Annotated in this window: 14 protein-coding genes; 6 read left to right on the top strand and 8 right to left on the bottom strand. The window is 69.5% G+C overall.

Going from position 1 to position 11,692, the window contains the following annotated elements:
* Positions 1-25: 25 nt before the first annotated feature.
* Positions 26-1,723: a methyl-accepting chemotaxis protein gene (locus BLW78_RS08495; protein WP_091678884.1), complete on the top strand. Its 1,698-nt coding sequence runs from the start codon at positions 26-28 to the stop codon at positions 1,721-1,723.
* A gap of 111 nt (positions 1,724-1,834) precedes the next feature.
* On the opposite strand, the gene terL is transcribed toward BLW78_RS08495, so the two are convergent.
* From terL to BLW78_RS08460, 7 genes are all read right to left on the bottom strand, one after another.
* A complete protein-coding gene (gene terL / locus BLW78_RS08490) occupies positions 1,835-3,598 on the bottom strand; it encodes a phage terminase large subunit (protein WP_091678481.1) in 1,764 nt (587 codons plus the stop codon).
* The gene (locus tag BLW78_RS08485; protein ID WP_139307686.1) at positions 3,504-3,767 is read right to left on the bottom strand and encodes a hypothetical protein; all 264 of its coding nucleotides are present in this window, start codon (positions 3,765-3,767) and stop codon (positions 3,504-3,506) included. The genes terL and BLW78_RS08485 overlap by 95 nt, the downstream gene beginning before the upstream one ends.
* A gap of 315 nt (positions 3,768-4,082) precedes the next feature.
* On the bottom strand, positions 4,083-4,673 hold the full coding sequence (locus tag BLW78_RS08480) for a transcription termination/antitermination protein NusG (protein ID WP_091678476.1): 591 nt from the start codon (positions 4,671-4,673) through the stop codon (positions 4,083-4,085).
* 66 nt (positions 4,674-4,739) lie between these two features.
* Positions 4,740-5,855 (bottom strand): DUF1376 domain-containing protein, encoded by a 1,116-nt coding sequence (locus BLW78_RS31625; RefSeq protein ID WP_091678473.1) that lies wholly within the window; start codon positions 5,853-5,855, stop codon positions 4,740-4,742.
* Positions 5,852-7,315 carry a DnaB-like helicase C-terminal domain-containing protein gene (locus tag BLW78_RS08470; RefSeq protein ID WP_091678471.1) on the bottom strand — a complete coding sequence of 488 codons (1,464 nt, stop codon included), beginning with the start codon at positions 7,313-7,315 and terminating at the stop codon, positions 5,852-5,854. The genes BLW78_RS31625 and BLW78_RS08470 overlap by 4 nt, the downstream gene beginning before the upstream one ends.
* A complete protein-coding gene (locus BLW78_RS08465) occupies positions 7,312-7,545 on the bottom strand; it encodes a hypothetical protein (protein WP_091678468.1) in 234 nt (77 codons plus the stop codon). The genes BLW78_RS08470 and BLW78_RS08465 overlap by 4 nt, the downstream gene beginning before the upstream one ends.
* Before the next feature lie 136 nt (positions 7,546-7,681).
* Positions 7,682-8,083 (bottom strand): hypothetical protein, encoded by a 402-nt coding sequence (locus tag BLW78_RS08460; protein WP_091678466.1) that lies wholly within the window; start codon positions 8,081-8,083, stop codon positions 7,682-7,684.
* 293 nt (positions 8,084-8,376) lie between these two features.
* Between BLW78_RS08460 and BLW78_RS08455 the strand changes: the two genes are divergently transcribed.
* On the top strand, positions 8,377-8,604 hold the full coding sequence (locus BLW78_RS08455) for a hypothetical protein (protein WP_091678463.1): 228 nt from the start codon (positions 8,377-8,379) through the stop codon (positions 8,602-8,604).
* Between the two features lie 29 nt (positions 8,605-8,633).
* Here BLW78_RS08455 and BLW78_RS08450 read toward each other — a convergent pair whose 3' ends face one another.
* The gene (locus BLW78_RS08450; protein WP_091678460.1) at positions 8,634-8,828 is read right to left on the bottom strand and encodes a hypothetical protein; all 195 of its coding nucleotides are present in this window, start codon (positions 8,826-8,828) and stop codon (positions 8,634-8,636) included.
* Between the two features lie 65 nt (positions 8,829-8,893).
* On the opposite strand from BLW78_RS08450, the gene BLW78_RS08445 reads away from it, so the two are divergent.
* From BLW78_RS08445 to BLW78_RS08430, 4 genes are all read left to right on the top strand, one after another.
* Positions 8,894-9,742: a helix-turn-helix domain-containing protein gene (locus BLW78_RS08445; RefSeq protein WP_091678457.1), complete on the top strand. Its 849-nt coding sequence runs from the start codon at positions 8,894-8,896 to the stop codon at positions 9,740-9,742.
* A 343-nt stretch (positions 9,743-10,085) separates the two neighbouring features.
* A complete protein-coding gene (locus tag BLW78_RS08440; protein WP_139307685.1) occupies positions 10,086-10,355 on the top strand; it encodes a hypothetical protein in 270 nt (89 codons plus the stop codon).
* A 200-nt stretch (positions 10,356-10,555) separates the two neighbouring features.
* Positions 10,556-10,861: a hypothetical protein gene (locus BLW78_RS08435; RefSeq protein ID WP_244526848.1), complete on the top strand. Its 306-nt coding sequence runs from the start codon at positions 10,556-10,558 to the stop codon at positions 10,859-10,861.
* Positions 10,862-10,894: 33 nt separating this feature from the next.
* On the top strand, positions 10,895-11,692 hold the full coding sequence (locus BLW78_RS08430; protein WP_091678452.1) for an ERF family protein: 798 nt from the start codon (positions 10,895-10,897) through the stop codon (positions 11,690-11,692).

The raw sequence follows: 11,692 nt of genomic DNA, 5'->3' as shown, positions 1-11,692 counted from the left end.
ATTTGCCTATTTATTGGGGGCCGAGATGCAACTTTTCCGGGACGGGAAAATAATAATTAAGATATCGTTACCGCTCGTTCTGACGTTAATGATCAGCGCAGGACTGATCGTCTATGCTCGATCTGTGATGCAAGGGCTTGCAGAACAGACGGCTAAGATCGTCGACTTCCAGGCCAGCCGACTGGATGCGCTCCTCCATATGCGCGGCGGCATCACAGAAGCCACCGCTATGGACCGGAATATGCTTCTGGAAACCGATCCAACGAAGAAAGCACGCTTCCGGATACTTCAACAAACCGCAATGACCGAGGCCCGTGAGGCATCGGATCGGCTCGTGACTTTGGCGGACACACCTGAGCGACGGAGTGGCAACGCCGCCGTGCGCGAGTCCGTCGAGGGCTTCTTCAAGACGCTCGACACTGTGTATGACCTGAGCATGCGTCAGCAGGGGGATGACGCATTCCGATTAGCCCGTGACGTGGGCATTCCCGCTCGGCTCAAGATCAATGAATGGATGCAGGCGCGATCCCAGCTCCTGGCTGAGGAACTCGCCGCCGCGAAGGCTCAGGCGGCTCAGAATGCCGACCACGGGACCTACATGCTGGTTGGATCTGCTGCTCTCGGTCTGCTCGGCGCCATCACTTTGGCCGGGCTGATCGTGATCTTCGGGATCACCCGCCCACTGGGCAGCCTCGTCGGGGTCCTGCAGCGCATGGCCCGTGGCGAGGTCGACGCCGAGATCCGCGAGGCCACCCGCGGCGACGAGATCGGCGCCGTCGGCCAGGCGGTCGAGGGGATCAAGGCCATGGTCGCCCGCAAGGCCGCCGAGGAGGCCGAGGTGAAGCGCCGCGCCGACGAGGCCGCCGCCGCCGAGCGCCGCCGCACCATGATCGAGCTCGCCGACGGCTTCGAGCGCGCCGTCGGCGGCATCGTCGGCCTGGTCTCGTCCTCGGCCACCGAGCTCCAGGCCACCGCCCAGCAGATGACCGCCACCGCCCAGGAGACCGCCGCGCAGTCCACCGGCGTGGCCGCAGCCGCGGAAGAGGCGTCGACCAACGTCAACACGGTCGCGGCCGCGGCCGAGGAACTCGGCTCGTCCGTGCAGGAGATCGGCCGGCAGGTGCAGGGCTCCGCCCATCTCGCCCAGGCCGCGGTCGGCGAAGCAGCCCAGACGGCTCATCTTGTTCAGGCCCTGAAGACAACCTCCAGCAAGATCGGCGAGATGGTCGGCTTGATCTCCGGTATTGCCGGCCAGACCAACCTGCTGGCGCTCAACGCCACGATAGAAGCAGCCCGAGCCGGTGCGGCCGGCAAGGGCTTCGCGGTTGTGGCAACGGAGGTGAAAGCTCTGGCCGAGCAGACGGCCCGCGCCACCCAGGAGATCGCGAGCCAGATCGGCGAGATCCAGGGGGTGACGGATCAGGCGGTGACGGCGATCGGCGGGATCACCGGCCGGATTCGCGAGATCGACAGCGTGGCCACCTCGATCGCGTCGGCGGTGGAGCAGCAGGGCGCAGCCACGCAGGAGATCGTCCGCAACGTGGCGCAGGCCTCGGCAGGGACGAACGAGGTGACGGGCAACATCGCGGGCGTGGCGCAGGCCTCGGAGGAGACGGGGGCGGCCGCCGCGCAGGTTCTGTCGGCGGCCTCTGAGCTGTCGCGGCAATCCGAGCATCTCGGTGCCGAGGTCGGCCGCTTCCTCGAAACCGTCCGGGCAGCCTGACACGAGCCTATCGCCGCTCGCGTGCATAGATTGATCGAACAATCGGACGTCCGCTTCCGCCTCATCTACGAGTGGAAGCGGACGGGCAGAAAACCACCCAAAAGGGGACCTTCAGGTCGCCTCGGCTGCATAGCTGAAGCCAAAGGCCAGCAGCGGCCCGGCGTCCGTGGTCACGACCGCGATACGCCCATGAGTGTCAGGCGTATAGCGTGCCCCCGACAAGCCGATCACTGACCCTGTGCCGCCCGGTGCCACCAGCTCGATTGTCGAGCCCTCGGCCGCGCCGCTCGGCATCGACCACCCGTGGCGAGGGCTCTCCGAAACTGAGCTTGCCGCGGTCTGCCGACGGTAGAACTCGATCAGCCCCTCGCCCGGCAGGACGCCGGCCAGCTCGTTGAACGCGTCGGCGGCCGCGTCCACCTGATCGTCGTGGCTGCCGGCCGGGAACATCCCCAGCTCCTCGAGGAACGCCTCGTTCCACGGTCCGCGCAGGAGCAGCACGTTGCCGACCTCGACTTGGCTGGCCAGCGGCTTGGCGCGCACCTCTTTCGACCCGGTCGGCGCCACGGCGCTGACGATGAAGCCCGCGAGTGCCGTGACGTAGTCCTCAGCCTGCGCGATGCCGGCCTGCCCCGCATCCTTCGGGATCCGGATGCCGACCGCGGCCCCGTCCTGGCCGGCGGTGTTGATCAGCCGCTGGCGGACCTTGCCGGGCGTCTCGCGCACCCGAACCACGTCGGCGATGTAGAACCGCTTGTCCGCCCCGCGGCCCATCTTCACGCCGACGGTCCAGTCCGGATCGGCGCCCGGCCGCTTCCTCGTGCCGGCGAAGTCCCAGGCGCGCACCCACTTCTCGATCGGCGGCAGCGCGTCGACGATCCCGAACCCCGCCCGGTCGAACAACCCGCCCTCGCGCGGCGCCGGCCGCTGCTGGAACTGCCCGGCCACCGCGTAGGCGCCGAGCGGGACCTTGTCGCGCTCGACCACGGCCCGCGGGAAGCGCTCGGGGAACAGCAGCTCGCCGTCCAGCGTGCGCGGGTCGGCGAAGATCGGCGTCCGGCAGGCGCGGTCCGGCTCGAACTCCATCGGCAGCATCAGGTGGACGTAGCCCAGGCCGAGCCGCAGGATCTCGCCCGAGACGTCGCGCTCGTGCAGGCGCTGCATGATCACCACGATCGCCGAGCGCGCGGGATCGTTGAGGCGCGTCGTCACCGATTCGCGGAAGATGCGCAGCGTCCGCTCGCGCTCCGTCTCGCTCTCGGCCGTCTCGGTGGAGTGCGGATCGTCGATGATGACCCGGTCGCCGCGGCCCGCGGTCAGCGAGGCGAACGGCATACCCTCGCGCGAGCCGGTCGCCGTGTTGGCGAAGGAGATCTCGCCCGAGCGGGACAGCGCGACGTGCGGCCAGAGTGCCCGGTACCACGCGCTCGACACGAGGTCGCGCATGCGGCGCGCGTCGCGCTTGACGAAGTCCTCCTTGTACGAGGTCGTGAGGTAGCGCAGGCCGGCAAGGCCGCACGGCCCCCATTCCCAGGCCGGCCAGAACACCGAGACGATGAGCGACTTCATCGTGCCCGGCGGGACGTTTATCAGCAGGCGGTTCTCCAGCCCGAGGGCGAGGAAGCGCCCGTGGGTGATCGCCTCGAGATGCGCGCAGATCGCCTCGATGTGCCAACCGTGCACGTAGGGCTGATTGGGCTCCAGGACGTGCCAGGCCTCCTGGACGAAGCCAGCGAGCGACGCGCTGCGGGTCCGGATCCGCTCGCGCTCGGCCCTCTCGCTACGCCGCGCCTGTTCCGCCCGGATCGCCGCCAGCAGCTGCGCCGGCGGCGGCAAGCGGACCGAAGAGAGCGCCGAGCGCGGCCAGTTGCTCATCGGTTGCGCCCGTCAGGTCGACCGCGATCGGACCACCGCCGAGGCCGCCGTGCTCGTGCGCCTGGGTCGGCTTGCCGTAGCCGCGGTCGAGGATCTCCCGGATCGCCGCGACCGCCGCGCCCTCCGGCGTCTTCGCGCTGCTGGCGATGGCCACGAGGCGCTCGACCATCTTCGGGCCGTGCTCCTGGCAGAGCGTCTTGATCTCCGCCGTGGCCTTGTTGCGCGCGCCCTTCGGCCTTCCACGGGGCATCGAATTTCCGAGGCTATTTAATTCGGGATCGCGGCGGCGAGATTCGGGGCACTATGGCTCTGCGGAGCAGCGGTGCTCGATCGAGCGCACAATCCAGGCTGTGCATGTCGCGCGTGGGCAGATCATCCCGACGCTGACACGTGATCCGGTAGTTCCGGCAGGCGCACCCTCCACCGAGCGCAGCTCACGATCCGGCCGTCCACATCGGGATAGACTCAGATCCAGGTTTCCAAGTCAAGCCGCCACCGGATCGCCAAGTTGGTCGGGTGTGAATTCGACCGGCGTGGCGCGGCCGAAGATGCCGACCTCTGCGCGCACGATCCCGTTGCTGAGAACATCCTGGACCTCTGCGAAGAACGACATGAACGGCCCGTTCAAGATCCGGCGCAGCTCGCCGACCTGGAGCAACGCGGCCTCCCGGCGCCGCTTCGCCCGGTCCGTCTCGTCGACGCCCGCGATCCGATCGGACAGGGCCTGCAGGACCGAACCCGGGATCTCCAGCGGCGCGCGCCGGCCGAGCACGTCGATGACGTGGCGGCTGTCGAACAGCGGCTCGGTCCAGCGCCGCGCATGGCGCTGCCTGTCGAGCCCGACGAACAGGTACGAGGCGAAGAAGATCGCCTGCGTGTCAATCTTGCGCCCGCGCCGGACCACGGTGACGCGGTAGCGTGGCAGCCACCAGTCCATGGCCAGCGTCCCGAACTCCTCGGCGGCCGAGGCCTCGTGCAGCGGCAGGGTGTGGACCACGAACCACGTCAGGCTCTGGTCGATCACCGCGTGCTCGGCCCTGATCCGGGATCCGTTCGTTCCGCGCTTCCGACCCATGTCACGCTCCTCGATCGCACGCGATGACCTCGGCCGCAGGGCGCGAGCCGGCTCTGCGCGGCGCCGTCACGCGGCCTCTCCGATCAGCAGCCGCGGCGGAATCCGGCATCCGGGCTGGCCCGGGGGCGGGCCGAACAGCGATTCCGACCACGTCGCCGGGTTCTCGCGGAATCGGGCGATCCAGGTCCGCAGGTCGGCCTCGGGCCAGCGCAGGCCGCCGGGCAGGTCGATCATCTCGTCGGGCGGTACCGGCGCCGGCGGCACGGCGGGCAGGCCCTGCGCGGCGCGGCTCCGGCGCTGGGCGGCCACGTACTCGGCGACCGCGTTGGCCAGCAGCGCCCAGGTCCTGATCGGCACGCGGCGACTGACCGCGAGGTCGAGGATCGCCGGGACGATCTCCCGCTCGAGGTCGAGGCCGTCCGCCTCCAGCCGCGCCATCGGACCGACGACGGGGTCCAGGCACCAGCCCGGGGGCAGGGCGGTCCGGCACCGATGCTCGACGCGGTCGAAGTTCGCCCGGTTGTTCCAGGGCGGCGCGCGTTCCGCGCGGGGTACAGGATCACAGGCGGCCGCCGGTATATCTTTCTTCTTCCCTTCTTCTTCCCCTTCCCTTGGTGAACGTAACGGTCCGCGCGTGGCGACCGTGACGGTATCGTCACGTCGATCGTCGCGTGGGTCGTGACGTTGATCGTGACGACCATCGTTACGATCGGCCGTTTCGTTGAGAAGATTGGGTTTTTCGCCGCCGGCCGGGGTCGTCTCGGGATCCCCCTTGCGCTGACGGGCACGCGTGGCTGCGGCGGTCCGCTCGCGCCGCGCGTCCTTCGCCTCGGCGGCGCGCAGCACGTCCTCGCACAGGACCCGGTGATAGTAGCGGCCGTCCGCGCACAGGACGAAGCCGCGCAGGGCCATCGTCCGCACCTTTTTCCAGCGTGAGCCCGCCCCGGAGAAAGCGGCGAGCAGCCGGTCGTCGTCGGGCAGCGAGCCCGCCGGGCGCTGGCGCCAGGCGTGGCACCACAGGGCGACCGCGGCCTTGAACTCGTCGCCGGTCGAGAGCGCCCACAGCTCCGAATGGAACAGCCGATCGGTGTGCAGCAGGAAGCCGTGGATCCCGTCCACGTCGATGTCTGCCGGCACGAGCGGATCGGGCAAGGGCGTGGACGCGGCGGAATGCTGGCTCATAGCGGGCCTCGTGCGGTCTGGGCGATGGCGGAGGCGGCCACGTCGCACCACAGGTCGAGGGTGGGGCAGGGGCCGGAGCGGTTCTTGGCGAGGATGAGCTCGAGGGCGTTCTGCCGCTCGATCAGGCGCGCGCCGATCTCGGGATCGCCGCCGGAGGCCTTCAGCTTGCGCTCCAGGTAGTAGGCCTCGCGGTACAGCATCAGCACCGCGTCGGCGTCCTGCTCGATCTCTCCGGAATCGCGCAGGTCCGCGACGTTCGGGCGGCGGTCGGTCCTGTCCTTGGCCTCGACGGCGCGGTTGAGCTGCGTCAGCAGCACCACGCAGATGTCCTCGGCCTTGGCGAGCTGCTTCAGCCCGCCGGTGATCTCGCCGATCTCCAGCACCCGGTTGCCCTGGTACCGGTCCGAGACCTTGATGAACTTCAGATAGTCGATGAACACGACGCCGAGCGGGATGCCCAGCCGCGCGAGGCGCCGCTTCTCCACCTTCAACGCCGCGGCGATCTGCGCGAGGCTGACCGTAGGCTCGCAGGTCAGGGTGAGGTGGAGGCGCTCGAACCGCCGCATCGCCTCGTCGAGCCGCCACATCTCCTCCTCGTCGAGGTCGACGGCGGCCATGATTCGGCCGAAGGGCAGCGGCCGGTTGTGCCGGTAGGACAGGTCGGCGAGGTAGCGGGCCATCTGCTGGTCCCGGGTCACCTCGCATTGGAATGCGAGCACGCCGGACGCGCGAGCGGCGAGGCGGCTGAGCGTCGTCATCGCCACGGTCTTGCCCATCCCGGGGCGCCCGGCGAGGATCCAGAGCTGGCCGCGCTGGAACCCGCCGTTGGTGGCGCGGTCGAGGTCGGACAGGCCGGTCGGGATCGCGGTGGAACGGATGAGTCCTGAGCGCAGGCCGTCGATCCGCTCGCGCATCCAGGCGGCGGACTGCGCCGCGCTCTGCGCCGTCGAAGCCAAGCCCGGCTCGGTATCGATCAGGTCGAGCAGGTGGGCCTCGGTGGCCTCGATCAGGTCGCGGGGCGCATGCTCCACCGGCGCCTCGTAGGCACCGCTCACCAGTTCCTCGCCGACGGTGATCAGACGGCGGCGCATCGCGAGGTCATGGATCGTGCGGGCGTAGGCGCCCGCGTTGCAGACGGTGGTCGCATCGGCAGCGAGCCTCGCGAGGTACTGCATCACCGTCTGGCCGCCGAAATCGGCGTCGCCCAGATAGGTCTTCAGGGTGATCGGCGTGGCGACCGAGCCAGCCCGGATCAGTGCACCCGCCACCGTGAAAATCTTGCGGTGCGCCTCCTCCATAAAGTGCTCGGGCAGGAGGAAGGCGGCCACCCGGTGGTAGGCGTCGTTGTTCACCAGGATCGCGCCCAGCAGCGCCTGCTCTGCGTCGATATTGTGCGGGAGCACGCGGTATTCCGGTCGGACCGCCTCCAGGCGTGCCGTGAGTGCGCTCGGGAGATTCATGCCGCGCGCCTCCGGGCTCGCGCCGGCAGCATGGCCTCCGGCAGGATCAGGGCGCCCTGGACGAGCCGCGGCGGCAGTTCCGTGCCGTCGGGATGGTAGCCCCGGCCGGGCTCGGGCGAACGTCCCGAGGTCGCGTGCCAGACGAGACCGTGGTGCTCGGCGAGCGTCAGCACGGTCTCGCGGCTGCCCCGGCCGAGAACCGCGCCGGCGCGGATGAGGATCCAGCGCATCGGGCTATTCCGCGACTGCGAGCGCGGCCAGGGACACGAGCGGACGCGCGTCGCCCCTTGGCCGGGGGCTGTCCGGGTTCTCGGCCATCGCGGGCCTCCAGGTTGCGCGGGGCACGCCGCGCAGGGGCGGAAATCCTCAGCCCGGGGCGCGGGGCAATTCGGCCAGCGTCCCCGGCATCACGCACGCAGGCGCGACCGCAGGTCCCGAATCGCGGCCAGACCGAAGCGGCCCAGCGACCGCAGCAGCTTCACGAACCGCACGTCGCGCCTCCTCCCGGGCCGCTGTCGCGGCCTCCAGCCGCGCGCTCGCCGCGTCGAGCCTCGCGCAGAGCGTGTTGATGTTGAGCCAGTCATGGAGACCGACCGAGACGTCGGCCGCGCGCCCGATCACCTTGCGCACCCACGACGGCGAGCGGCCGAGGCATCCCCCGACATCATCGTAGGCTGCCATCAGCGAGCCCGTGCGATCCTTCCGATCCAGCACGAGCCGCAGAAGCGGATCCCGGGCGACCTCGTTGGCCTGCTCCACCGTCACCATGCGACGCCACCGCGATTTTGACCGCATTCGATCAGCCCTCCATGCGAGATCCTCGGCGGGGCCGAAGCACGGCGTGCGGACGGGAGGCGACGGAAGCGGCGGAGAAGAACGGCGACACCCCGGCTGCAATGCGGCCAGCGAGGCAGCCGGGGCGTGAGGACGAAGCCGGCATGAGGTCCGGCGAGCGGCAAGCTCCGGGCAGGGCCGGCGCGGTGTCTGCGGGTGCGGTGCGCGGCCCGCGCGCGCAGGGATTCGCGGGTGCCGGCGGCCGTGCCGCGGGAGAGGGAAGCGGGATGGAGACTGGACCGGAGATCCACGCGCTGAACGGCTTCCTGGTGGCGCCGTTGCCTGGGCCGGGCGGCCCCTACGTGCTGATGACCACCGGCGGCCGCGTTCAGGATCCGCGCGCTCGTGCGGGGCCCGTACTGCACACGGTCGGGATGCGCGTCGGTCAGGCTCGCGACCTCGCAGCAGCCCTGCTCGAGGCCGCCAATGCGGCCGAGGCCTCGGGCGACCGGTAGCCAATTGCGCGGGCGCGGACCGGGCGGCATCAGACAGCCTCCTCCCGTGCGGCATCGACCGGATCATCCGCGTCGCGGCGCGGGATGAAATCGGCGGCCGTCACCGGGCGCGGGAGGTCGCGGGAGGCGGCGATGATCTGGGGCGCTCGGCGGATCGGGATGAGGCCGCGCTCCATCCAGCCCTGGATGGTCGAGGGCGGCGTGTCGCGGAGCTTCGACGCCATGGGTCGAATGCCACCGAATCGCCGGATGATGCGCTCTGCGGGCGTCATGCATCGATACGTACGCAATGAACGTACGTACGTCAACGTGGAAAGCGTACGACTCTGTGCGTCATAGCTGCGCAATGGTCACAACCAGCGCCCGGCCCGTCGCGGAACGTCTCGCCCACCTGCGCGAGCGTGCCGGCATGTCCCTCGAGCAGGTAGCCCGGGAGGCCGGTTACCGGGGCCGATCTAGCATCCAGCGCTACTTCGAGGATCAGACGATAGAGTCGCTGCAGCCGAAGGTGGCGGCCAAGCTCGCCCGCGCTCTTGTTGGCAAGGGGACGCCGCCGATTCAGCCGGCCGAACTGATCGTGCTCGTTCACGGCGACGCGGATCACGGCGCGTGGATGGCGCAGCTCGAGATCATGCCTCTCGCGGCGTCCACAATTTTGAAGCTGCCGCCCCATGAGCCCCGGGACGCAGCATCTAGCGTCCTCCTGATTCGTTCCGGCATGTTGCCCGTCATGGGACCAGCACATGCGAGCAATTGGATGGAGCGAAGCCCGTCTTTGGACGAGCCGGAGGACTGGATCTCCGTCCCGAATGAGCATTACGTCAATAAAGTTGGGCAGTACGTCCTTCGAATTGTTGGGCCTTCACTCAATAAAGTCGCACCGGACGGGCATTATGCCATCTGCCAGCGCTACGGTGAGGGCCGGCATACTCCGCCGAACGGAAAATACGTTCATGTCGAGCGGTGGCGCGGCGACTTCATCGAGTGGACCATCAGGAAGGTCCGGTCCGACGGAGACCAGGTCCTCCTGTGCCCGGACAGCACGCATCCAGATCACCAGCAAGTGCTCGATCTCGGCGCCAGCGAGGACCAGGTCCGCATCCTCGGGATCGTCACGGGCTGGTATCGACCGGCATAGGTCCGGCGCCACGATCCGGAGAGGACGCGCAGGGCAGCCTCCGCGATACCCTCGACGTTGCTGGCTCCCCCGCGACGCTCTCCGCCACCGCCTGCGCGCCGCTCGGCGGAGCAGAGGCTTCAGAGCGTGGCCGAATCCCATGGGCCGCCGCTCTCTCTGACGGGTGGTCAGCCCGTTCCGGCCGATCGCAGGCCTATGCGCGGACCTCAACAAGGGATTGACGTACCGGCAGGCCAAACGGACCGACCATTCGTACGTTTTGCCCATTCGTACGCGTTATGCGTTGACAAAACGTACGCTGTATGCGTACAACGCTGCATCGCCCGCCGCGATGGAGCTTCTCGTGTCCGAAGCCGCCCAGTCTCACGTCAACCTCACCTTCGAGGCCTCCGCTTCGGGCGGAAGCGTCCACCTCCCATTCAAGTCCGACGACCGCTGGGTCGTCATTCTGGATCGCACCTACGCGGTCCGCAGTCCTCGCGGGCTCGAAGCCGAAGGCTTCGACTGCATCGCGGCAGCGCGCCACTGGATCGAGGAGCGCGAAGCCGAGGAGGCCGAAGAGCTGGCGGCAATCGCGGATTGTGAAGCCGACCAGATCCGCGAGGCCGCCTGACCATGGCCGGCCATGCCTTCGATCATATGACCCTCGAGGAACGCCGTGATCGACTGGACGCGCAGGCGGCCGTCATCGCCAACCAGCAGGCGGCCCGCCGCTTCGCCCTCCAGATCGCGCCAGCCGATCGGGCGGCCGCTGAATGCCTACCGCGCGAGGAGCGCCTCCGCTCCACAGCAGGCCTCCGCGGGAGCCCCATCATGCCCCTGTCCGCTTGGCGCGGCCGCTCCGGCCGCCGCTACGTCGTGCGGGTCCTGCCCGTCCCGGCCGGCGATGCCGAGGAGCTGTGCGACGCCGTCGTGATGCTGGTGGGCCGGGACGACTCCGGCCTCGCCGAGATCCGCGGCGTCTCGATCGTCCGCGGCCTCGCTTCCGCGCAGGCCCTGATCGATGGCCTGCCGCCAGCCGTGACCGAACTGCACGCGCACCGGCTGGCCCAGACCGACGCCGACCGCGCCGCCATCCTCGCCGATCTCGGCACCGTCACGACCGGGCGGCGCCGGTGACCGCCAGCAGCAAGAGAGAGAGGAGAGGAGCCGGTGAGCCAGCCGCAGATGCAGATCGTCGCCACCGATGCGGCGTCCCAGGCCGTGACAGCGGCCTCGCCGAGCGAGGGTGCCACGGTCCTCTCGATCATCGAGCGGATGGCGCGCGATCCGAACGTCGATCCCGACCGGGTCGAACGGTTCCTGGTCATGGCGAGGGAGGATCGGGCTGAGCGCGCCCGGGTGGCCTTCATCGCCGCCATGGCGGCCTGTCAGGCCGAGCTGCCGCGCGTCCTGCGCGATGCCCGGAACACGCATTCCGGCGCACCCTACGCGCGCCTGGAGACGATCGCGCGGGCCACGCAGCCGGTCATCGCGCGGCGCGGCTTCTCGCTCTCGTTCGACACCGAGGCGTCGCCGATCCAGGGGCATCTGCGGGTGAAATGCACCTGCGCCCACGAGGCCGGACACGAGCGCGCCTACCATCTGGATCTGCCGCCCGACACGGCGGGCGCACAGGGGAAGGCCAACAAGACGCCCATCCAGGGCATCGGGTCGACGATCACCTACGCGCGTCGCTACCTCGTCCTGCAGGTCTTCAACATCGCCCTGACCAACGATCCGGACGACACCGACGGGGCGTCCGGGGCGGACGCGTCCGCGGACGTGATCTCGGACGCGCAGGCCGAGACGCTGCGCAATCTCCTCACCAAGCACGGGATCGCCCCGGCCAAGTTCCTGCGCGTCTTCGCCGTCGAGAGCGTGCCCGACCTTCCAGCCAGCCTCTACGGCGAGGCCCTGGACGCCATCGAGCGCGCCGTCGCCCGGCGTGCCCGGCCGGAGGGCCGCTGA

It is taken from the genome of Methylobacterium sp. 275MFSha3.1, assembly GCF_900108435.1.
GTDB lineage: Bacteria > Pseudomonadota > Alphaproteobacteria > Rhizobiales > Beijerinckiaceae > Methylobacterium.
The sequence above is the reverse complement of the archived record's forward strand: the minus strand, read 5'-3'. Positions and strand labels throughout refer to the sequence as shown.